The organism is Streptomyces sp. NBC_00663, assembly GCF_036226885.1.
In the GTDB taxonomy this organism is placed as follows: Bacteria; Actinomycetota; Actinomycetes; order Streptomycetales; family Streptomycetaceae; genus Streptomyces.
On sequence record NZ_CP109027.1, the window covers coordinates 8,575,140 to 8,597,600 of the forward strand.

Annotated in this window: 16 protein-coding genes and 1 pseudogene; 8 read left to right on the forward strand and 9 right to left on the reverse strand. The window is 71.4% G+C overall.

From position 1 onward, the window contains the following. Nucleotides 1-149: 149 nt before the first annotated feature. Both OG866_RS38980 and OG866_RS38985 read right to left on the reverse strand, forming a co-directional pair. Entirely contained in the window at nt 150-1,667 is a 1,518-nt protein-coding gene (locus tag OG866_RS38980) for an amino acid permease (RefSeq protein WP_329342142.1), read from the reverse strand. Between the two features lie 31 nt (nt 1,668-1,698). Next, nucleotides 1,699-2,676 (reverse strand): hypothetical protein, encoded by a 978-nt coding sequence (locus OG866_RS38985; RefSeq protein ID WP_329342143.1) that lies wholly within the window; start codon nt 2,674-2,676, stop codon nt 1,699-1,701. Nucleotides 2,677-2,953: 277 nt separating this feature from the next. Here OG866_RS38985 and OG866_RS38990 point away from each other — a divergent pair, with 277 nt between their 5' ends. The 3 genes and pseudogenes from OG866_RS38990 to OG866_RS39000 form a co-directional block, all read left to right on the forward strand. After that, nucleotides 2,954-4,393: an FGGY family carbohydrate kinase gene (locus OG866_RS38990; RefSeq protein WP_329342144.1), complete on the forward strand. Its 1,440-nt coding sequence runs from the start codon at nt 2,954-2,956 to the stop codon at nt 4,391-4,393. Continuing rightward, entirely contained in the window at nt 4,390-5,781 is a 1,392-nt protein-coding gene (locus tag OG866_RS38995) for an FAD-dependent oxidoreductase (protein ID WP_329342145.1), read from the forward strand. Before OG866_RS38990 ends, OG866_RS38995 begins: the two co-directional genes overlap by 4 nt. Continuing rightward, nucleotides 5,778-6,680: pseudogene (locus OG866_RS39000) on the forward strand (NAD(P)/FAD-dependent oxidoreductase); the annotation flags it as partial. The gene OG866_RS38995 and the pseudogene OG866_RS39000, both read left to right, overlap by 4 nt. On the opposite strand, the gene OG866_RS45310 reads toward OG866_RS39000, so the two are convergent. Continuing rightward, nucleotides 6,582-6,857, reverse strand: coding sequence for a YxiG-like protein (locus OG866_RS45310; protein WP_443063609.1), 276 nt, complete (start codon nt 6,855-6,857; stop codon nt 6,582-6,584). The pseudogene OG866_RS39000 and the gene OG866_RS45310 sit on opposite strands and share 99 nt — an antisense overlap. Nucleotides 6,858-6,892: 35 nt before the next feature. Next, nucleotides 6,893-7,852, reverse strand: a complete 960-nt coding sequence (locus OG866_RS39005; RefSeq protein WP_443063610.1) for a lysylphosphatidylglycerol synthase transmembrane domain-containing protein — start codon at nt 7,850-7,852, stop codon at nt 6,893-6,895. Nucleotides 7,853-8,071: 219 nt separating this feature from the next. Between OG866_RS39005 and OG866_RS39010 the strand changes: the two genes are divergently transcribed. Both OG866_RS39010 and OG866_RS39015 read left to right on the forward strand, forming a co-directional pair. Further along, nucleotides 8,072-9,997, forward strand: coding sequence for an ABC transporter ATP-binding protein (locus OG866_RS39010; protein ID WP_329344511.1), 1,926 nt, complete (start codon nt 8,072-8,074; stop codon nt 9,995-9,997). A gap of 103 nt (nt 9,998-10,100) precedes the next feature. Further along, a complete protein-coding gene (locus OG866_RS39015; protein WP_329342148.1) occupies nt 10,101-13,973 on the forward strand; it encodes a glycoside hydrolase family 2 TIM barrel-domain containing protein in 3,873 nt (1,290 codons plus the stop codon). Here OG866_RS39015 and OG866_RS39020 read toward each other — a convergent pair. After that, nucleotides 13,901-14,392: a hypothetical protein gene (locus OG866_RS39020; protein ID WP_329342150.1), complete on the reverse strand. Its 492-nt coding sequence runs from the start codon at nt 14,390-14,392 to the stop codon at nt 13,901-13,903. The genes OG866_RS39015 and OG866_RS39020 overlap by 73 nt on opposite strands. Before the next feature lie 153 nt (nt 14,393-14,545). On the opposite strand from OG866_RS39020, the gene panD reads away from it, so the two are divergent. Together panD and OG866_RS39030 are read left to right on the forward strand one after the other, a co-directional pair. Then, a complete protein-coding gene (gene panD / locus OG866_RS39025; protein ID WP_329342152.1) occupies nt 14,546-14,965 on the forward strand; it encodes an aspartate 1-decarboxylase in 420 nt (139 codons plus the stop codon). Between the two features lie 32 nt (nt 14,966-14,997). Continuing rightward, nucleotides 14,998-15,342, forward strand: a complete 345-nt coding sequence (locus OG866_RS39030) for a GNAT family N-acetyltransferase (protein ID WP_329342154.1) — start codon at nt 14,998-15,000, stop codon at nt 15,340-15,342. Nucleotides 15,343-15,736: 394 nt separating this feature from the next. Here OG866_RS39030 and gndA read toward each other — a convergent pair whose 3' ends face one another. From gndA to OG866_RS39045, 3 genes are all read right to left on the reverse strand, one after another. Beyond that, the gene (gene gndA, locus OG866_RS39035; protein WP_329342156.1) at nt 15,737-17,176 is read right to left on the reverse strand and encodes an NADP-dependent phosphogluconate dehydrogenase; all 1,440 of its coding nucleotides are present in this window, start codon (nt 17,174-17,176) and stop codon (nt 15,737-15,739) included. Nucleotides 17,177-17,289: 113 nt separating this feature from the next. After that, nucleotides 17,290-19,131 (reverse strand): KGGVGR-motif variant AAA ATPase, encoded by a 1,842-nt coding sequence (locus OG866_RS39040; RefSeq protein ID WP_329344512.1) that lies wholly within the window; start codon nt 19,129-19,131, stop codon nt 17,290-17,292. Then, nucleotides 19,131-19,730, reverse strand: coding sequence for a TIR domain-containing protein (locus tag OG866_RS39045; protein WP_329342158.1), 600 nt, complete (start codon nt 19,728-19,730; stop codon nt 19,131-19,133). Before OG866_RS39045 ends, OG866_RS39040 begins: the two co-directional genes overlap by 1 nt. A gap of 164 nt (nt 19,731-19,894) precedes the next feature. On the opposite strand from OG866_RS39045, the gene OG866_RS39050 reads away from it, so the two are divergent. Next, complete coding sequence (locus OG866_RS39050; protein ID WP_329342159.1) at nt 19,895-21,010, forward strand: transglycosylase family protein; 1,116 nt, start codon at nt 19,895-19,897, stop codon at nt 21,008-21,010. Between the two features lie 22 nt (nt 21,011-21,032). Here OG866_RS39050 and OG866_RS39055 read toward each other — a convergent pair whose 3' ends face one another. Further along, a complete protein-coding gene (locus OG866_RS39055) occupies nt 21,033-22,265 on the reverse strand; it encodes a DMT family transporter (RefSeq protein ID WP_329342161.1) in 1,233 nt (410 codons plus the stop codon). Nucleotides 22,266-22,461: the final 196 nt, after the last annotated feature.

The following is a 22,461-nucleotide window of genomic DNA, read 5'->3' on the forward strand; positions in this document are numbered from 1 at the left end:
GTTGAAATGCCGTCACGTCGCCACCTGTTCGAGTTGCCGCTGGATGTGCGCTCGCGTCGACCGCGCGGGTGCGGTGGTCGGCGCGACCGCTCATCCTGCCGTATCCGGCACAGGGATTCGTACCCGGTCCGGGGCCGGACGGCGGGGTTTCAGACGATGCCCTCCGCCAGTTCGGCCTGTTCCTGGTCGGAGTAGGCGGCCGTGGTGGGCGTCCCGTACGAACGACGGGCGGCGTACCACCACACGGTGGCGAGAAGCAGTACGACGGCCAGCGCGACGGACGCGTAGTTCATCGTGTCGACCGTCACCGGCGACGACTGCGGCAGACAGAACAGCACCGTCACGAACGCCACCCACACCACGGCCGTCCAGCCGATCGGCTTGCTCCACCGCCCCAGGCTCCATGGACCAGGCTGGAAACGATCCCCCGCGCGCAGCCGCAGCAGCACCGGGATGGCGTACGCCGGGGTGATGCCGATGACGTTGATGGCGGTCACCGCGCCGTACGCCGTCGCCGAGTACAGGGACGGCAGCGCGAGCAGGGCCGCGACCACCACCGACAACCAGACCGCGGTGACCGGCGTCTGGGTGCGGGCGCTGACCTTGCGCCAGAGACCGGAACCCGGCAGCGCCCCGTCCCGGCTGAACGCGAACACCATGCGGCTGGCGGCGGCCACCTCGGCGTTGCCGCAGAACAGCTGGGCGACGATCACCACGATGAGCAGCGCGCTCGCCCCGTCCGTGCCGAGGCCGTCGAGGAGGATCTGCGCGGGCGGCACCCCGGTGTCGGTGGCCCGGGTGGCGTCGTAGTCCTGGATGGCGAAGGTCAGTCCCGTCAGCAGCACGAAACCGGCGATCCAGGAGACCCAGATGGAGCGGACGATGCCGCGGGCCGCCGACACCGACGCGTTGGACGTTTCCTCGGACAGGTGCGCCGAGGCGTCGTAGCCGGAGAACGTGTACTGGGCGAGGAGGAGGCCGATCGCCGCCACGTACAAGGGGCTTGACCAGCCGGTGTCGTTGACGAACTCGGTGAAGACGAAGGACGGCGACTGGTGGTGGTCGGGGACGATCGCGAGCGCGCCGACGATGAGTGCCACGCCCGCCAAGTGCCACCAGACACTGATGGAGTTGAGGAGGCTGACCAGACGGACGCCGAACAGGTTCAGCACGGCGTGCAGCAGCAGGATCACCAGGAAGATCAGCATCGTCTTCTCCGGTGTCGGCTCGAAGCCCCACTGGAGGTTCATGAACGCGCCGGTGAACAGGGCGGCGCCGTAGTCGATACCGGCGATCGCGCCCAGCAGACCCAGCAGGTTGAGCCAGCCGGTGTACCAGCCCCAGCGGCGCCCGCCGAGCCGGTCGGCCATGTAGTACAGGGCGCCCGAGGTCGGATAGGCGCTGGTGACCTCCGCCAGCGCGAGGCCCACGCACAGCACGAACAGGCCGACGCCCGCCCAGCCCCACAGCATCACCGCGGGGCCGCCCGCGCCGAGGCCGAAGCCGTACAGGGTCATGCAGCCGGACAGGATCGAGATCACCGAGAAGCTGATCGCGAAGTTGCCGAAGCCGCCCATACGGCGGGCGAGGACGGGCCGGTAGCCGAGTTCCCGCAGACGTTGTTCCTCGTCGTGCGGTTTCGACGGACCGTGGGTGGTACGGGACATGCGGAAACCTCCGGAAGGACGGGATGGTGGGTCACGCGGGGCGGCAGCGCGCCCGGGCCTGGAGGAACACCTCCACGGCCTGGCCGCGGTCGCCGGTCTCGGGGATGCGGTAGGCCCAGGGCAGGGGCGTCCAGTACGGGCCGAGCGCGTCGAACACGCGGGCCGCCTCCGGGAACCGGAGGGCGCCCCACAGGGCGTGCGCGAGATGGTTCAGGTCCAGCGGGGAGCGCTCGGCGGCGAAGGTCTGCTCGAACCAGGCGTACAGCGTCCGCTGTGCCTCCCGCGTGGCGTCCTCGGCCACCCAGTGCAGGTCGAGAGCGGCGTCCCGGCCGCCCGCGCGGCGGTAACGCTCCACCCGGACGTACAGCGGCAGGACATGGAGGGCGGAGCCGGGTGGCGCGGTGTCGGCCGCCCAGTGGGCGTAGCCGACCGCCTCGGCGAGCCGGCCTGAGGTGCCGTGCTCGTACAGGAACTGGAGCATCCGGTGGTGTGCCTCGCGGTTGTACGGGTCCCGCTTGTCGGCCTCCGCCAGCAGCCCCCACGGCCCCGGCGGCAGCATCGGCCCGGGCGGCGCCACCCGGTGCTCCTCCCAGCGCCGGTCCCGGTCGAGCCGCGCCAGCGCCAGCAGACACACCCAGGGGACGGGGTCCAAAGGCGCCGCCCGGGTCGCCGTGTGGCTCGCCTGCCAGGCCTCCCGCCACAGGTCGAGGGTGCGGGAGTGCTGCTCGCGGTGGGCCCGTAACGCCCGCTCGACGGCGACCCTGGCGTGCATGACCGCGGCCGGGACGCTGTGCGGCTCCTCGGTCAGCCAGGCCCGCACCACGTCGGTGCCGGCGGCAGCGGCGGCGAGTACCTGGGTGCGCTGCGTCCACTGCCACCAGGCCGTCGTCTCACCGAGCAGCCGGCGCATCGACATCCAGCGTCCGGTGCGCACCTCCTGGAGGGTGGCCCGCAGGGCGGCGTCATGGCCCGCGGGATCGTAGACGGGGCGTGCTCCTTCTCTGGCCATCAGCCGTCCGTCCCGGTCGGCGGGCGGGGCGGGACGGCGGGGTGGAGTAACAACAGCCCTCCTCAGGGCGGTGGTTGGGGAGCTTGTGCCGGTCGGCGGTCACTATAGAGGCGCAGGTTCCGCATCTCCCGCGGTTTCCCGATCTTTTCGAACTCCGTTGCGAGGCAAGGGTGTTGAGCGGTGTGGTGGTTGAAGATTCATCGACGGTCGGGGTCGCTTGACGTGGCGCGGCGGGCGGCGGCAGGCTGGCGGCCTGTTGATCGCCGAGGAGGGCTCGATGACCGGTCCGGTGCTGGCCGTGGACCAGGGCACGTCCGGCACCAAGGCGCTCGTCGTCTGCCCCGAACGCGGTGTCATCGGCGCGGGCTTCGCCGAGGTGCGTCCGCGGCACCTGCCCGGGGGGCTGGTCGAGGTCGACCCCGAGGAGCTGTACGCGTCCGTCGTCGAGGCCGGCCGCCGCGCCCTCGCCGAGGCGCGCGAACCGGTGGTGGCCCTGGGCCTGGCCAACCAGGGCGAGACCGTGCTCGCCTGGGACCGCGCCACCGGCCGCCCGCTCACCGACGCCCTCGTCTGGCAGGACCGCCGCGCCGAGAGCGTCTGCGAGGAACTCGCCCCGCACGCCGACGAGTTGCGCGACCTGACCGGCCTGCCGCTCGACCCGTACTTCGCCGCCCCCAAGATGGCCTGGATACGCTGCCACCTCACCCGTGAGGGCGTCGTCACCACCACCGACGCCTGGCTCGTCCACCGCCTCACCGGCGCCTACGTCACCGACGCGGCGACCGCCGGCCGCACCCAGCTCCTCGACCTCGACCACGCCACCTGGTCACCCCGCGCCCTCGATCTCTACGGCCTGACGGACGAACGCCTCCCCGAGGTCGTCGACAACGCCCAGCCCATCGGCACCACACGGGAGTTCGGCCCGGAGATACCGCTCACCGGCCTCGCCGTCGACCAGCAGGCGGCCCTGCTCGCCCAGCGCGTCACCGAGCCCGGCGGCGCCAAGTGCACCTACGGAACCGGCGCGTTCCTCCTCGCCCACACCGGCGACACCCCGAGGCGAGGCAGCACCGGCCTGGTCGGCTGCGTCGCCTGGCGGCTCGCCGGACGCACCAGCTACTGCCTCGACGGCCAGGTCTACACCGCCGCCTCCGCCGTGCGCTGGCTCACCGACCTCGGCGTCATCGGCGGCGCCGCCGACCTCGACAGCGTGGGTGGCACGGTCGCCGACAGCGGCGGCGTCACCTTCGTACCGGCCCTCGCCGGACTCGCCGCCCCCTGGTGGCGCGGCGACCTGCGCGGCTCGCTCACCGGACTCGGCCTCGACACCACCGCCGGACACCTGGTCCGCGCCCTGTGCGAGGGCATCGCCGCCCAGGTCGCCGAACTCGCCGACGCGGCCGAGACCGACCTGAAGGCGCCGCTCACCACGCTGCGCGTCGACGGCGGCCTGACCCGCTCCGCCCTCCTCATGCAGACCCAGGCCGACCTGCTGCAACGCCCCGTCGAAGTGTCTGCCCTGCCCGACGCGACCGCCCTCGGCGTCGCCGCCCTGGCCCGCCTCGGCGCGGCTCCCGGACAGACCGTGGACACGGTGCTCCCGGACGGGAAGCCGGCCGCCCTCTACGAGCCGCTGATCTCCGCCGACGAGGCCGCGGACCGCCGCGCCCGCTTCCGCGGCGAAGTCACCGCCCTTCTCGCCCGGACCCCCGCATGACGGTCACCACCCACGGACCACTGCCCACCACGCCGTACGACGTGATCGTCATCGGCGCGGGAGTCGTCGGCAGCGCCATCGCCCGCGCACTGGCCGGCTATCCCTCTCTGCGCACAGCGGTCGTCGAGGCACAGGACGACGTCGGCCAGGGCAGCTCCAAGGCCAACACCGCCATCCTCCACACCGGCTTCGACGCCGCCCCCGGCTCCCTGGAGGCCCGGCTCGTCCGCGAGGGCTCCCGTCAACTCGCCGCGTACGCCGCCGAGTCGGGGATCCCCGTCGAGCTGGTCGGCGCCCTCCTCGTCGCCTGGGACGAGGAGCAACACGCCGCACTGCCCCGCCTCGCGGAGAAGGCCGAGCGCAACGGCCACAAGGAGACCCGACTGATCGATCGGGCCGAACTGTACGAGCGTGAGCCCCACCTCGGCCCCGGAGCGCTGGGCGCCCTCCACGTCCCCGGCGAGAGCATCATCTGCTCCTGGACGACGACCCTGGCCTACGCCACCCAGGCCGTCCGGAACGGCGTGGACCTGCACCTCAACTGCCGGGTGGAACAGGTCGGTCAGGGACTGCTGGCGACCGACCGGGGCGAGCTCCGCACCCGTTGGGTGATCAACGCGGCCGGTCTCCACGCCGACACCCTCGACCGCGACCTCGGCCACCACGACTTCACCGTCACCCCGCGCCGCGGCCAGCTCATCGTCTTCGACAAGTTCGCCCGCCCCCTCGTCCGGCACATCCTGCTGCCTGTCCCGACCGCACTCGGCAAGGGAGTCCTGGTCGCGCCCACCGTGTACGGCAACGTCCTGCTCGGCCCCACCGCCGAGGACCTCGACGACAAACGGGCCACCCAGTCGACCGCCGACGGTCTGGCGAGCCTGCGGGAGAAGGGCCGCCGCATCCTGCCCGAGCTCCTCGACGAGGAGGTCACCGCCGTCTACGCGGGCCTGCGCGCCGCCACCGAGTACGACGACTACCGCATCACGGCCCACCCCGAGCAGGCGTACCTCACGGTGGGCGGCATCCGCTCGACGGGGCTGACGGCGTCACTCGCCATCGCCGAGTACGTGGTGGGCCAACTTGCCGTGAACGGGCTGGAGCTGGGCCCGCCGCGCGAGCTGGAGCCGGTGCGCATGCCCAACCTGGGCGAGGCGTTCCCGCGCCCGTACCAACGCCCCGACCTCATCACCGCCGACCCGGAGTACGGCACCCTCGTCTGCCACTGCGAACGCGTGTCCCGCGGGGAGATCCGGGACGCCCTCGCCAGTACGGTGCCGCCGGGCAGCCTGGATGGACTGCGCCGCCGGACCAGGGCACGCGCGGGGCGTTGCCAGGGGTTCTCCTGCGGGGCGGCGGTGCGACAGCTGTTCGAGGAGGCCCGCGGGTGACGCGACAGGTCGACGTGCTCGTCATCGGCGCGGGCCCCGCCGGGCTCACCGCCGCCGCCCGTCTCGCCGCCGCCGGCGCCGGACGGGTCGAGGTCCTTGACCGTGAACAGCGGGCCGGGGGAGTGCCGCGGCACTGCGCCCACGGCGGCTTCGGCACCTGGCGGCACCCCCTGACCGGCCCGGCGTACGCCCGCCGGCTCCTCGATGCGGCACGGAACGCCGGGGCGGTCGTCCGGACCGGCGTGACCGCCCTCGACTGGGCGGGCCCCCTGGCGCTGAACACCGTGAGCCCGGGCGGGCCGGAGACGATCGAGGCCCACGCGATCGTCCTGGCCACCGGCGCCCGCGAACGCCCCCGCGCCGCACGCCTGGTGCCGGGCACCCGCCCGGCCGGCGTGTACACCACCGGTGAACTCCAGCAGGCGGTGCACCTGTTCGGGCAGCGCATCGGCACCCGTGCGGTGATCGTGGGCGCGGAGCCCGTGTCGTACCGGGCCGCCGACACCGTACGGGCGGCGGGAGCGGAGGTCGTCGCCATGGTCACGGAGAGGGAACGCGCGCAGGCGCACCCCGTTCGCGCCCAGGACGCCCGGCTGCGTCGCCGTGTCCCGCTGCTCACCGGTACCACCGTCGCCGAACTCCTCGGCCACGGACGCCTGTCGGGCGTGCGCGTCCGGCGCCAGGACGGTCGTACGGCCGAACTCGCCTGTGACACGGTCGTGTTCACCGGCGACTTCGTTGCCGAACAGGAGCTGGTGCGGCGGGGCGGGCTGACGCTCGGCACCGGGACGCCAGGAACCTCACGGCCCGGCGTGTTCGCCGTCGGAGGCCTGGCTCACCCCGGGCAGAGCGCGGCCGAGGCCGCACGTGCGGGTGCGCAGGTCGCCGCCGCCGTCATGCGCCCTTGAACGACCCGTGCACAGATGGCGCAGATGGGCCGGAGGGACGCCGGTGCGCGGATCGGCCGTCATGTGGACGACGACCTCGTAGTCCCGCATGCAGTCGGTGCAGCCGTGGTGCACGACAGCGCGATCCTCGATCCGGTCGAGGGCCTCGGCGAGAGCGGTGATGTCCATGCGGCCGTTCCACCGCAGACGATCTTCAGGGGCCGTCAGATGACCTTCAGCCGCACCAGGGCCCCCAGTGTCAGCGCCCCGGGCAGCAGCGGCAGCCACACGGTGATGATCCGGTAGGCCAGCACCACGGCCGTCGCCGCCGCCGCCGGGCCGCCCGCCGCCACCAGCGCCATGACGAGCGCCGCCTCCACCGAGCCGAGCCCGCCCGGCGTGGGTACGAGGGCGACGGCGACCGTCGCGGCCAGATACGCCACCGCCATGTGCAGCGGCGGCACCGGCAGCCCCAGCGCCTGCCCCACCGCGGCCAACCCGGCCGCCTGGAGTGCGGGAAAGGCCAGGGACCCGCCCCACAGCGCCAGCGCCCGGGACGGCCGGGTGTGCACCTCGCGCAGCTCGCCGAGCGCGGTCCGCAGGAACGCCGACACGGCCGTACGCACCCGTCGTACGAGGACGAGCACGCCGACCGCCACGAGCAGCACCGCCCCCAGCGCCGGCAGCAGCGCGCCCACCGCCTCCTCGGGAAGGAGCGAACCGAGGCTCAGCGCGTCGGGGAACGCGAGGAGCAGGACCGCCAGCAGGCCCAGCCTGCCCACCGACTCCGCCAGCAGATACAGCGCGAGGGCGGCCGAGGAGCGGGCCAGCGGAACCCCGCACACCGCCATGAACCGCAGATTGACCGCGCTCGCGCCGAGACCCGTCGGCAGCAGATGGTTCGCGGCACCGGCCGCGAACTGCGTGGCCAGCAGCCGCCGCTTCGGCAGCCGCTCCACCACCGCGCCCTGTCGGGTACAGGCCGCGGCGACCCAGGTCAGACAGGTGGCGCAGACCGCGACCAGCAGCCACGGCCACTCGGCGGACTCCAGCTGACCGAAGCCCTCGGCGAGCACCGAGCGGTGTTGCAGGGCGACCACGGAGACGAGCAGCAGCGGCAGCAGACACAGGATCTGGCGGATCCGGCGGCCGGGGAGGGGGACGGACAGACGGCGGGGGCTCACGTCCAAAGAGGCTTTTCCCAGCGCGCCAACTGCGGGTTGCGGAGGGGCGGACGGGGCATGGCGTACGGTCATCGGATCCTTCGGGGAGCAGGAAGGGGAGCGGGAAGGGGAGGGGGAAAGGGAGCGGGACGAGGCAGGCGAGGGGGACGTACGGTGCGTGATTCTTTCGGGAACGTTGACCTCAACAACGCTTGAGGTCCTACGTTCGCTCCCATGAGCATGGAAACCACAGCCTGGACACAACTGCACAGCGTGATGAACGCGCAGACGGAGACCCGCCCCTTCGCCCGCGCCACGCTGCGCCGCATCGGCGCCTTCGCCCGCCCGCACCGCACCCGCATCGCCCAGTTCGTGGTGCTCGGGGTGGCCACCGCACTGCTCGCCGTCGCCACCCCGGTGCTCGCCGGGCATGTGGTGGACGCGATCGTGACGGGCGACGACGAGGGCACGGTGGTACGGCTGGCCCTGCTCATCGCGCTGATCGCGGTCGCCGAAGCGGCGCTGGGCATCCTCGGACGACGGCTCTCGGCCACGCTCGGGGAGGGACTCATCCTCGATCTGCGGACGGCTGTGTTCGATCATGTGCAGCGCATGCCGGTCGCGTTCTTCACACGGACACGTACGGGGGCGCTGGTCTCCCGACTCAACAACGACGTCATCGGGGCGCAGCGGGCGTTCAGCAACACCCTCTCCGGCGTGGTCAGCAACTTCGTCACCCTGCTGCTGACGCTCGCCGTCATGCTCACCCTGTCCTGGCAGATCACCCTGCTCGCGCTCGTCCTGCTCCCGGTCTTCGTGATCCCGGCCCGCCGCATGGGCAGCCGGATGGCCCGGATGCAGCGGGAGGCGGCGGCCCTGAACGCGGCGATGGGCACCCGGATGACCGAGCGCTTCTCCGCGCCCGGCGCCACCCTGATCAAGCTGTTCGGCCGCCCGGAGCAGGAGTCCGAGGAGTTCGCGGCCCGCGCGAGGCGGGTGGCCGACATCGGCGTCCGCACGGCCACCGCGCAGTCCGTCTTCATCACCGCCCTGACCCTGGTCTCCGCCCTGGCCCTCGCCCTCGTCTACGGCCTCGGTGGCTGGTTCGCCCTGCGCGGCACCCTGGAACCGGGCGCCGTCGTCTCCCTCGCCCTGCTCCTGACCCGGCTCTACGCCCCGCTCACCGCCCTCGCCGGGGCCCGCGTCGAGGTGATGAGCGCCCTGGTGAGCTTCGAGCGGGTCTTCGAGGTGCTGGACCTGAAGCCCCTCATCGAGGACAAGCAGGACGCCCGCGAGATCGGGGACGGCCCGGTCGCGGTCGAGTTCGACGACGTCCGCTTCGGCTACCCGTCCGCCGACAAGGTCTCCCTGGCCTCCCTGGAGGAGGTCGCGTCCCTCGACACCCGGGGCGGCGAGGAGGTCCTCAAGGGCATCTCCTTCCGCGCCGAACCCGGTCAGACCGTCGCCCTCGTCGGCTCCTCCGGCGCCGGCAAGTCGACCATCGCGCAGCTGCTGCCGCGGCTGTACGACGTCGACGAGGGCGCCGTGCGCGTCGGGGACGCGGACCTGCGCGACCTCACCGCCCGCTCCCTGCGGGAGACGATCGGCATGGTCACCCAGGACGGCCACCTCTTCCACGACACCGTCCGCGCCAACCTGCTGCTGGCCCGCCCCACGGCGACCGAGGAAGACCTGTGGGACGCCCTGCACCGCTCCCGCCTCGATGCTCTCGTACGGTCCCTGCCCGACGGCCTGGACACCGTGGTCGGCGAGCGCGGCTACCGTCTCTCCGGCGGCGAACGCCAACGGATGACCATCGCCCGGCTGTTGCTGGCCCGCCAGCGTGTCGTCATCCTCGACGAGGCCACCGCCCACCTCGACAACACCTCGGAGGCGGCGGTCCAGGAGGCGCTGACGGAGGCGCTGGAGGGCAGGACCGCGATCGTCATCGCCCACCGGCTCTCCACGATCCGCGCGGCCGACCAGATCCTGGTCGTCGAGGCCGGACAGATCGTCGAACGCGGCACGCACGACGAGCTGCTGGCGGCCGGCGGGCGCTACGCCGAACTGCACCGGACCCAGTTCGAGGAGCGGGATTCGGCCAAGGTCGGCCAGGTCATCGATCAGAAGGACACAAAGCTCGACAACATCATTGCCACCATCTGACGCAGAACTTAGTGTGCGTTCGGTTTCCCAACATCACCGAACAAGATCTGACGCTCCCTCAAAGCCGCACGGTCACACGGCCGTACCGAGGAAGGCAACGGTCATGTCGCACACTTCGGAGTCCCCCGCCCACCCCGCATGGGCGCCCGTCAGCCGCCGCCGACTCCTGGAGGGCGGGGCCGCCCTCGTCGGCGCCCTCGCCCTCCCCGGATGGGCCGCCGGCGAGGCCCGCGCCGCCGCCGAGTCCCCCGAGTGGAACGGCCGCATCGACGTCTTCCGGCTCGGCACCGAGCCGCCCCACAGCACCCTGATGCCGTACGCCAACCTCCGCCAGGCACTCACGGCCGACCGCACCGACTCGCCGTACCGGCTCAGCCTGGACGGCAGCTGGAGGTTCGCCCACGCGGACCGCCCGGCCGACCGCGACCCCGACTTCTACGGAACGGACGTCGACGACAGCGACTGGGACACCATCCCGGTCCCGTCCGTGTGGCAGAAACACGGCTACGACCGCCCGATCTACGTCAACATCACCTACCCCTACTGGGGCCCCAACGGACTGGGCGAGGAGCCGCAGCCGCCCGCCGCGCCGACCCGCTACAACCCCGTCGGCCAGTACCGAAGGACCTTCACCGTCCCCCGCGCCTGGTCCGGGCGACGCACCTTCCTGCACTTCGAGGGCGTGAAGTCGGCCCACTACGTGTGGATCAACGGCACGCTCGTCGGCTACCACGAGGACTCCTTCGCCCCCGCCGAGTACGACATCACCGACCACCTGAAGCCGGGCACCAACCAGATCGCCGTCGAGGTCTACCGCTACTCCGACGGCGACTGGCTGGAGGACCAGGACATGATCCGGCTGAGCGGCATCTTCCGCTCGGTCCACCTCTACTCCACGCCGCCCGTCCACCTGCGCGACTTCAAACTCGACACCCCGCTCTCCGACGACTACGCGTCCGCCGAGCTGGCGGTGACCGCGAGCGTCCGCGCCTACGCGGCGGGCCATGCAGGCTCCTACACCGTCGAGACCCAGCTGTACGACGCCGACGGCCACCCCGTCTGGGCCCGCCCGCTCCAGCAGACCGCCGACGTGACGGCGACCGGCGAGGACACGACCGTACGGAGTGCGAGAGCCGTGCCCGAGCCGCGCCTCTGGTCGGCCGAGCACCCGTACCTCTACACGGCCGTGCTGCGGCTGCGCGACCCGGCCGGCAAGGTGATCGAGACGCTGTCCCACCGGGTCGGCCTGCGCGAGTTCGCGCTCAAGGACGGCCTGATGCGTATCAACGGCCGGCCGGTGTCCTTCCGCGGCACCAACCGCCACGAGATGCACCCCGACCGCGGCACCGCCCTCACCCGCGCCGACATGGTCCAGGACATCAGGATCATCAAGCGGATGAACATGAACTCGGTCCGCACCTCGCACTACCCCAACAACCCGCAGTGGCTCGAACTCGCCGACGAGTACGGCCTCTACCTCGTCGACGAGACCAACCTCGAGACCCATGGCATCCGCGGCGAGTACCCCGGCAACCACACCGACTGGGCCGCCGCCTGCGTCGCCCGCGCCCAGAACATGGTCCACCGCGACAAGAACCACGCCTCGGTCGTCATCTGGTCCCTCGGCAACGAGGCGGGCGCGGGCAGCACGTTCGTCGCCATGCACGACTGGATCAAGTCCTACGACACGACCCGCGTCGTGCAGTACGAGGGCGACGACAGTCCGGGCGTCAGCGACATCCGCTCCGAGATGTACGAGAGCCCCGCCCGCGTCGAGGCACGCGCCAAGGACACGGCGGACACCCGGCCGTACGTCATGATCGAGTACTGCCACGCGATGGGGAACTCCAACGGCAACTTCAAGAAGTACTGGGACCTGGTCCGCAGTCACGACGTCCTCCAGGGCGGCTGGATCTGGGACTTCGTGGACCAGTCCCTGAACTGGCCGACGCCGCCGCGCCGCCGGTTCACGGAGGAGGGCCCCGGCGCCCTGCGCGGCGAACTCATCGCCCCCGGCGGCTCGTTCGACCGCGAGAAGGGTGTCGCCGGCGGCACGGTCTTCGCACGCGACGACCGCCTCGACCTCACCGGCTCCCTCACCCTGGAAGCCTGGATCACCCCGCACGTCCTCGGGTACCACCAGCCGATCATCGCCAAGGGCGACACCCAGTACGCCCTCAAGCAGAGCGACAACAACCTGGAGTTCTTCATCCACGGCGGCGGGCAGTGGGTCTCCGCCAGTTGGGCCCTGCCGAGCGACTGGACCGGCGGCGAACACCACATCGCCGGAGTCTTCGACGCGGCGGCGGGCACCCTCGCCCTCCATGTCGACGGCACGCTCCGGGCCACCCGCACCACCACCCGGCGGCCCGGCAGCAACACCGCGCCCCTCGCCCTCGCCACCGACGTCGACAACATCACCCGCGAGTTCAGCGGCACCATCCGCAGGGCGCGGGTGTACGACCGTGCCCTGAGCGCGACCGAGCTGGCCTCCGACAGCCGGGGCCCCGGCGGCGAGGGCGTGCGGTTCTGGTTCGACGCGGCGAGCGTCGGCCTCGACGAACTCCGCCCCCGGGAGAAGACCTTCCTCGCCTACGGCGGTGACTGGGGCGACAACCCCAACGACGGCAACTTCGTCGCCGACGGCATCGTCACCGCCGACCGCGGCCACACCGGCAAGGCGGCGGAGATCAAGCGGATCTACCAGGCGATCAACGCCACCGGCGACGCGCAGTCGGTGACCCTGACCAACGAATTCCTCTTCACCAACCTTCGCGAATTCGCGGGCAGTTGGACGCTGGTGGCCGACGGTGTACCGGTCCGGCGCGGCAGGCTGACGCGCGACCAGCTGGACGTGGCCCCCCTGTCCAGCAAGAAGATCACCGTCCCCGTACGGCTGCCGTCCGACCCGCCGCCCGGCACGGAGTACTTCCTGGAACTGTCCTTCACCACCAAGGAACGCACGCGATGGGCCGAGCCCGGCTTCGAGGTGGCCAAGGCCCAACTCCCGCTCGACGCGGGGAGCCCCGCCGTCACCCCGGTGCCGCTCGACGACGTGCCGACGCTGACGTACGACGACAGCGCGACGAGCGTCACCGTCACCGGCGGGAAGTTCACCGTCACCGTCGACAAGAGCAGCGGCGTCATCAGCTCCTACGAGGCGGCCGGCGTCCAGCTGATCAGCTCCGGTCCCGCCCCCAATTTCTGGCGGGCGCCGACCGACAACGACCACGGCAACGGCCAGCACACCCGCAACCAGACATGGCGCGACGCGGGCGCCCGCCGCAAGGTCACCGACGTCACGGTGAGCGCGGTCCGCGACAGGGCCGTCGAGATCAAGGTCGCCGGCACGCTCCCGACGACCACGGAATCGACGTACACCACCACCTACACCGTCTTCGGCAACGGTGAGATCAAGGTCGACAGCACCCTTCACCCGGGGGCGAGTTCACTGCCGTACCTCCCGGAGGTCGGCACCCTGCTCCTCCTCCCCGGCAGCCTGGACCGCATCCACTACTACGGCCGGGGCCCCGAGGAGAACCACTGGGACCGCAACAACGGCACCGACGTCGGCCTGTACTCCGGCGCGGTCGCCGACCAGTGGACCTCCTACATCCGCCCGCAGGAGAACGGCAACAAGACCGACGTCCGCTGGGCCGCCCTCACCGACCGGCACGGCAGAGGCCTGCTGGTGAGCGGTGAACCCCTCCTGGAGATCAACGCCTCGCACCTCACCCCCGAGGACCTGTCCGTCGGTGCCCGCCACGACTACCAGCTCACCCCGCGCAAGGAGGTCGTCCTGCGGGTGAACCACCGGCAGATGGGCGTCGGCGGCGACAACAGCTGGGGCGCCCACACGCACGACGAGTACAAACTCTTCGCCGACCGCGACTACGCCTACACCTACCGGCTGCGCCCGATCACGGACGTGGCACGGGCGACCGCGGTCTCGCGACGGCCCACGGCGACGGACTGACCGGCCGCGGCCCGGTGACACCGCGCGGGCGGCGTCACCGGGCCGTGCACTGGGTCCGACAGCCGCCGAGCACGTCGAAGCGCTGCCATCCCGCACGCGTGAGCTCCCGCTCCGCCAACTTCCTCCGGCGAGGCCAGGAGAACGAAGTGCCGGGAGCGCGACAGCGCGTCCTGGATCGTCGGCCACAGCCCCGGATTGGCCGACATGCTGGACTCGTCCTGGAACACCCGCACCGCCCGCAGCCGGTACCAGGGCCGGGCGAAGTGGTGCAGCCCGTCGCGCAGGGCCGCGGTGCGGGCGCGGTCGGCCTTGTGGTTGTACGAGATGAAGGCGTCGAAGCCGGCAGCCGCCGCATCGGGCCGTGCCGCCCTTCGCCGCCACCTCCACCAGGACCGTCCAGGCAGCGGACGCGGAGCCATGACGCCTCCCCCGAGCACGACGCAACCCGGCCGCGGAGTGATCCGCGTTTCATTTCCACGCCCGGGGCCGCTGCGTATCCTGAGGGCATCGTCCGTCGTAACAGGCCCTTGACCTGCGGAGCAGGCAGGGAGCCACGACTCGGGAGTCGCTTGATGCTGCGCACCATGTTCAAATCCAAGATCCACCGCGCCACCGTCACCCAGGCCGACCTGCACTACGTGGGATCGGTGACCATCGACGCGGACCTGCTCGACGCCGCCGACCTGCTGCCCGGTGAGCTGGTCCACATCGTGGACATCACCAATGGCGCCCGCCTGGAGACGTACGTCATCGAGGGCGAGCGGGGCTCCGGTGTGATCGGGATCAACGGGGCCGCCGCCCATCTCGTCCACCCCGATGATCTGGTGATCATCATCAGCTACGCTCAGGTGACCGACGCCGAGGCGCGGGCACTCGTACCGCGGGTCGTGCACGTGGACCGCGACAACCGGGTCGTGGCCCTGGGCGCGGACCCGTCGGAGCCGGTGCCGGGCTCGGACCAGGAGCGCAGCCCGCAGGCCGTACCGGCCTGAGTTCAGAGACGGTCGAGACCAGGAGTGTGCCCGTGAGCGACATCGAGATCCGCGACGACCGGGCGGCCGGCCGCCTGGAGGCCGTCGGCGCCGGCGAAGTCGTCGGCCACATCGAGTACTTCGTCCTCGAATCGCCCCGGCGCGCCCTGGTCCCCGTCCACACGATCGTGGAACCGGCCCACGAGGGAAAGGGCATCGCGGGCTCCCTGGCCCGCGAGCTGTACGGCATCGCCGCCCGCGAGGGCATTGTCGTCGCCCCGCTCTGCCCCTACGTCGTCAAGTGGGCCGAACGCCACCCCGACGAGGCCCCGGCCGCCGACCCCGAGCTGCTGCGTGCGGCGAAGGAGTGGCTGGTGGCGCACCCCGGCCGGTTCTGACCCGGCCGAACGGGTGACTGGCCCGACGCGCACCGGGTAGGCGGGGGAGAAGTCCAGAGCCGACGTTCACCACAGGCTGGAGGACACGATGACCAACCCCCCGACCCCCTACCCGGATCCGGTCCACCCGGACCCGGTCCACCCTGACCCGACCCCGGGCCCGATGCCGGAACCCCCACAGCCGCCGGCGCCGACGCCTCCGCAGCCACCGGCCCCGCAGCCCCCGGGCCCGACCCCGGTCCCCCCGGGGCCGGAGCCGGTCCCGAACCCGGAACCCGGGCCTCCGCTCACTTGACGGCAGGGGCTGGGCCGAGATGCTTCCAGGGGGCGTGGGGAACTGCGCGACCAGTCCCCACGCCCCCGCACTTGCCCTACAACCGAACCGAGCGCCCCACTAGGCGCCGATCTCCGACCGGTCCCCGCCCCACAACGTGTGGAACGACCCGTCCCGGTCCACCCTCCGATACGTGTGCGCCCCGAAGAAGTCCCGCTGCCCCTGCGTGAGCGCCGCGGGCAACCGCTCGGCACGCAGCGCGTCGTAGTACGCGAGCGCCGCCGAGAAGCCCGGCGTGGGCACCCCCTGGCGCGTCGCCGCGACGATCACCTCACGCCAGTCGTCCTGCGCGTCGGCGATCTCCTGGGCGAACGTCTCGTCGGACAGCAGGCTCGGCAGATCGGCGCGGGCGTCGTACGCGGCGCGGATCCGGTCCAGGAACGCGGCCCGGATGATGCAGCCGCCGCGCCAGATCGCGGAGACGGCACCCAGGTCGATGTCCCAGTCGTACTCGTCCCGCGCGGCCGCGATCTCGTGGAATCCCTGCGTGTACGACACGATCTTGGAGGCGTACAGCGCCTGCTCGACCCGGTCGGCGAACGCGCCCGCCTCGGCCTCGCTCAGCGGCGTGGCCGAGGGCCCGGCGAGGCCGCGCGAGGCGTCCCGGAGCGCCGCGTGCCCGGACAGTGAGCGGGCGAAGACGGCCTCGGCGATACCCGAGACCGGAACGCCCAGGTCGAGGGCGATCTGCACGGTCCAGCGACCGGTGCCCTTCTGCTCGGCCTGGTCCACGACCACGTCCACGAAGGGCTTGCCGGTGGCCTCGTCCACGTGCGACAGCACCTCGGCGGTGATCTCGATGAGATAGGAGTCGAGCCGGCCGGTGTTCCAGGTCCGGAAGATCTCCGCGATCTGCGCGGGCGAGTAGCCGGCGACATCGCGCAGCAGCTGGTACGCCTCGCCGATCAGCTGCATGTCGGCGTACTCGATGCCGTTGTGCACCATCTTCACGAAGTGCCCGGCACCGTCCGCGCCGACGTGCGTCACACAGGGCGCGCCGTCCTTCGCCTTCGCGGAGATCTTCTCCAGCATCGGGCCGAGAGAGTCGTACGACTCCTTCGAACCGCCCGGCATGATGCTGGGCCCGTTGAGCGCGCCCTCCTCGCCGCCGGAGATGCCGGTGCCGACGAAGTGGATCCCCTGCTCGCGCAGCTCGCGCTCGCGGCGCCGGGTGTCGGCGAAGTGCGCGTTGCCACCGTCGATGATCATGTCGCCGGGTTCGAGCAGCGGGGCGAACTCCTGGATCACCGCGTCGGTCGGGTCACCGGCCTTCACCATGATGACGAGGCGCCGGGGGCGCTCCAGCGCGGCGACGAACTCCTTGGCGGTCTCGGCGGCGATGAAGTCGCCCTCGCTCCCGTGCTCCTCCACCAGGGCGTGGGTACGGGACGCCGTCCGGTTGTGCACCGCGACCGTATAGCCGTTGCGGGCGAAGTTGCGGGCGAGGTTACTGCCCATGACCGCGAGGCCCGTGACGCCGATCTGCGCTGTAGTGCTCATACCGTCTGCTCCCAAGGATCCGGTGGATCAGGTAGGTCGTGTGTCGGTGGTGCCGTTCGTGCTCGTCAGCAGCCTACGCAGATACGGTTCGCGGGCCCTGTTGTGTTCAGCACCTAGAACAGGGTGTCCGGCAGGACGACGGAGGCGCTGCGGGGGAGCGGCTCGCCCTCGCGCAGGTGCAGGATCGCCCGCGCCAGCAGCCGGACCTGGTCCACGTACGCCCGTGGAGTCAGGGCGTGGCGGAAGTCGACGTAGTTCCGCTCGGCCACGTGCGGCGGGGGGACGACGTCGCCCACCAGGACGGGGATCAACTGCTGGCGTTCGGCCCGCCGGGCGGCCAGCTCGTACTCCTGCAAGGTGTACTCGGAGCGGTTCCAGGACGTACTGACCACCGCCACCACCGTGTCGGCGCTGCTGAGACCGGCCTCCAGCCGCGAGGGCCAGTGGTCTCCCGGCTGCACCTCCCACTCGTCCACGAACACGGTGAGCCCGAGCCGCTTGAGGTTCTCCGCGAGCGCCAGGGTCCAGTTCGAGTCGGCGTGGGCGTAGGACAGGTAGGCGTCGTACCGGCCGCTTCCGCTTCGGGAGGAGTGCGGGCGCAGGCTGCGGGAGTCCTGCCGAACACGTGCGGCGATGGCGCGGGCGGCCTGCGGCGGGGTGCCGTCCTCCAGGTTGAACACCTGCAAGGACTGGGCGAGACGCGGCAGTTCGCGGATGGCGGCCGACGAAGTGACCACGGGCAAGGTGAGCCGTTCGGTCGCCGCGTTGACCGAGCGGCGCAGAAAGAGGCTGTTGTCGTGGTTCTGGAACGAGTCCTCGCCCGTCTCGTCCACGATCATGACGAGGTGACGGCACCTGTTCACGAACTCCGACCGGTGCAGGGGGTTCTCGCCCGCGATCCAGCTCGTCACGCCGTTCTCCAGGAACAGCTGTTGCAGCGTCCGCGCCAGCGGCTCCTGCGCCCGGGTGTGACTGATGAACACATCGACCTCGAAGTCCTGCCGCGCGGCCTGCTCGGCCGTCTCCACATAGGAGTCACGGTTCTCGATGAGCAGGCCCACGTCCTCCAGCCGGCGCGCCAGCAGCGCGGCGAGGCTCGCGATGCTGTAGGTCACCTGATCCGCGTTGCGGGGGCTCTCGGTGAGCGCGGGCAGGAGCTCGCCGAAGGACCAGACGGGGAAGTAGGGGATCGTCACCCGCTGGAGCAGCTCCCCGGGGGAGCTGCCGCGCGGAGCCCAGTCCCGCAGGCGTGGCCCCATCACCTCGGCCAGCGTGCGTCGCCAGTGCTCGCCCTGCTTGTACTCGGGCTGGGCGTCGAACCGGCTCAGCAGCGGCACCGTCAGCAGCCGGGGCCGGTCGTACGGCAGTCCGTCCCTCGCCTTCATGGCGCGGTCGACGATGTCCAGCACACCGTCCACGTTCTGCTGGTTGGCGGTGTAGGCGAAGACCAGCACGTCGGGCACCTGGGCGGTGCAGATGCCGCCGGCGTCGGTGATGCCCGTGCGGCTGTCGACGAGGACGAGGTCGTAGTTGTTCATCCACTCCTCCCGCCAGGCCTCCAGCGTCGCGCCGAAGTCGTGGTCCTCGTACAGCTCCTCCCAGTCGACCCGTTGGAGGCGGGAGATGTACGTCCTGTCGTCCTTCTTGCCGGCCGTGATCAGATCCAGGTGGGCATTCTCCGGAAGCCGGACCGAGGTGCGATGCCGCAGGGCCGTCTGGGCTCCCGTGCCGGGTGTCGCCCGGGCCTCCTCGATCATCTCCAGCAGACCCGCGGTCGGTGGGGAGGCCAGGTACTCGTCGAAGTAGTACGACAGTCCCGGCGCCTCCAGGTCCCAGTCGACGCACAGCACGCGATAGCCCCAACGCGCCAGCACCACGGCGGTGTTGGCGAGCGCGAAGCTACGGCCCACCCCGCCCTTGTAGGAGTAGAACGTAATGATCTGTCCGGTGTCCATCACGCTCCAAAGCGTGGAAGTCGGCCGGGAGCCGGCGTGGCGGCGGCGGGCGGTCTGAGGGCCGGCCAGTCGGCGCGCCAGTCGGGTACCTCCGCGAGGCGCGCGGCGATGAGCTGGGCGAGACGCTGCACCTCCTGATGGAAGTGCGGATACGCCTCGGATTCCTGGTACTTGGGATAGGGGACGTTGTAGTTCTTGAATTCCTGGTGCAGTTGGCGTCGGCGCACCGGCTCCGGAAAGCTGGTCCCGTCAGCGAACACCACCGGAAAGATCAGCCCCTTGGCCTGTGCCTGTTCCTCGCGCTCCTCCATCGTGGCCCATTCGGCGGTGCACCACGGCGAGCGGAAATAGGGCGCGGACAGCACGGGAACGAGAAGTCGGCTCCGGCCCAGGGACGTGGCGAGCTGATCCGGCCAGGGCACGCCGAACCGTTCGTCCAGCTGCTGGTCGAGGAATATCTCGGCCTTCCCGGTCTCGTCCTCCAGACAGCCTTTGAGTGCCGGGTAGAAGTGGTTCCGTACCCACGCGCTGACGTGACCCGCGCTTCTGCTGTAACTGACGAACACGTCGAACTCGTAATCCACCGCCGCCCCGTTCACCTGCGCAGTCCCCCGGATGACACGGAGTGTAGCCGTGTGTGCGCTCCTCAACATCCCTTTGCGCGGGCGGTATTCGGCAAGGAGGAGGCCGATTGCCGTCTTGTCATGGCCTGTTCGGGGCGCTTATTTTTGGCCCTCCTGACGTACGTCGTAGGGGGAGCTCCATGGCCGTACGCGGCCGGCACCGCCGGTATCAGCCGAACAGGATCAACCGAGCCTCGCTCACCGTCACGGCGGGCGGTGCCGGAATGGCGATCCCGCTCATCGGCGCCGGCACGGCACAGGCCGCCGACGTGGACACCTGGAACAAGGTCGCCGCGTGCGAGTCGACCAACAACTGGAGCATCAACACCGGCAACGGCTACTACGGCGGCCTACAGTTCACCCAGTCCACCTGGGAGGCCTACGGAGGCACCCGGTACGCGCCGCGGGCCGATCTCGCCACCAAGGACCAGCAGATCGCCGTGGCCGAGAAGGTGCTGGACGGGCAGGGGCCGGGAGCCTGGCCGGTGTGCTCGGTGCGGGCGGGGCTCACCCGGGGCGGGGACACCCCCGACATCCACCCGGCCGGGGGCACCAAGGCCGCCGTCCCGGACGTACAGCCGCAGACCACGCCCCAGTCCAGGGCCGGCTCGGCCGAGATGTACACCGTGGTGCACGGCGACACCCTCTCCGGCATCGCCGAACGGGAGGACGTCAAGGGCGGGTGGCGGGGCCTGTACGCCGCCAACCGGAAGACCATCGGGGCCGACCCCGACCTCATCATGCCCGGGCAGCGGCTCGGCCTGCGCGGCAAGGCGGCCACGGTCACGACGCAGACGTCCACGGCGCCGGCGAAGGAGAAGAAGGAGAAGCCGGCCTCCGAGGAGAGCGGGCACTCGCTCGTCGCCCCGGTGGACGCGCCGACCGGCACGCCGTACCACAAGGCGGGTTCCTCCTGGTCGAAGGGCTACCACACGGGCGTCGACTTCGCCGTTCCCACGGGCACGTCCGTGAAGGCGGTCGCCGCCGGGCGGGTGGTCGCCTCCGGATGGGCCGGGTCGTTCGGGTACCAGGTGGTGATCCGGCACTCCGACGGGCGCTACACCCAGTACGCCCATCTCTCCGCGATCTCGGTGAAGAGCGGGCAGAGCGTCGCTGCCGGACAGCGGATCGGCCGCTCGGGGTCCACAGGCAACAGCACGGGCCCGCATCTGCACTTCGAGGTGCGGACGGGGCCCGGCTTCGGTACGGACGTCGACCCGGTCGCCTATCTCCGGGCCGGTGGGGTCAGGGTCTGACCTCGCGATCAGGACCTGACCCTCAGGATTTGACCCTCGTGCGGTGTCGGTCGAGGACCGGCATCGGGATGTAGGAGGCGCCGTAGAGGGGGCCGACGTAGAAGATCGGCTGTTCCTCAGGGTCGGCCGGGTCGGCGGGGTCCTCCCGGACCGCCGACTCCGCCACCGTGACCAGTGCCTCTTCGACCAGTGCCTCTTCGCGAGGCGTCGTCTGCCCGGGCAGGACCGCGAGCAGCTCCTCGGCCGAGGCGGGCACACGCACGTGCACGTCGTCGACCTGCACGCCCTGAACCTGTACGTCCTGAACCTGCACGTCTGGGACCTGTATGTCTCGGACCTGCACGTCCTGGACCCGCGTCGGCTCCAGCTCGGTCGGCTGGGGCTGGGCCGGTACCCGAACCGTCTCCGGCTCCGGCACGGACTCCGTACGGGAGATCCGCTCCGAGGTCAGCAGTATCAGGCCGCCCGCCGCCACCACACCGCAGCTCAGGGCGAGCGCGGTGCCCGTGGTGCCGTAGCGGAAGGTTTCGCCGAACATCGTGATGCCGACGACGGCCGCCACCACCGGGTTCACGACGGTCAGCGTGGCCAGCGGGGCCGCGAGGCCCGCGCCGCGGTAGGAGGCCTGGGAGAGCAGCATGCCGGCCGTGGCCAGGACGCCGATCACGGCGAGGGAGGGCACGTCGGCGACGGAGACGCCGCCGGTCCAGTCGACCGCGACGGTCTTGGTGAACACCGAGGACATGCCGAAGGCGATGCCGGACGCGGTGGCGAGCAGGATGCTGCGCACCGCCGGGTGCCGGTGGGCCGCCCGGCCCGCGATCATCAGGGCGACGACCGCGACGCCGGTGACCGTGGCGACGGCCACCCGCTGCGTGGTGTCCAGGGACTGCGCGTCGGAGGCGCCGACCAGCGACAGCAGACCGGCGAGGCCGACGGTCGCCATGATCGCGCCGCGCCACGCGGTCGCCCCGGCCCTGCGGCCGACGAGGAGCGCGGCCATGGGGAGGGCGAACACGATGGTCAGGGCGCCCAGTGGCTGGACCAGGCTGAGGGGGCCGAAGGCCAGCGCCACCACGTGCAGCAGCCCGCCGAGGCCGTTCAGCGCGACCGCCGCCCACCAGCTCGGCCGACGCAGCGGCGCGAACTGCTGCTCGGGGGAGGACACCGCGACCTGCTCCTGGACGATCGCCCCGCCCGCGTACGCCACGGCGGAGACGAGCGACAGGACGACGGACAACGCGAGGGCGCTCATCAGCAGCTCCTCTGCGTGAAGCAGGGGTAATGACCCCGGCGCGGCGAACGGTCGGCTTCCATGTCCAACACGATGCCGTGAAAAGACATTCCCGTCGTCGTACCTGAGCAGGCAATGGGTCCTACTGCCGATGGAGTACTACGGAGGGTCAGTCCTCCCCAGGGTGGGTGACACTGCCCCCCGCCCCCCTGCTGGC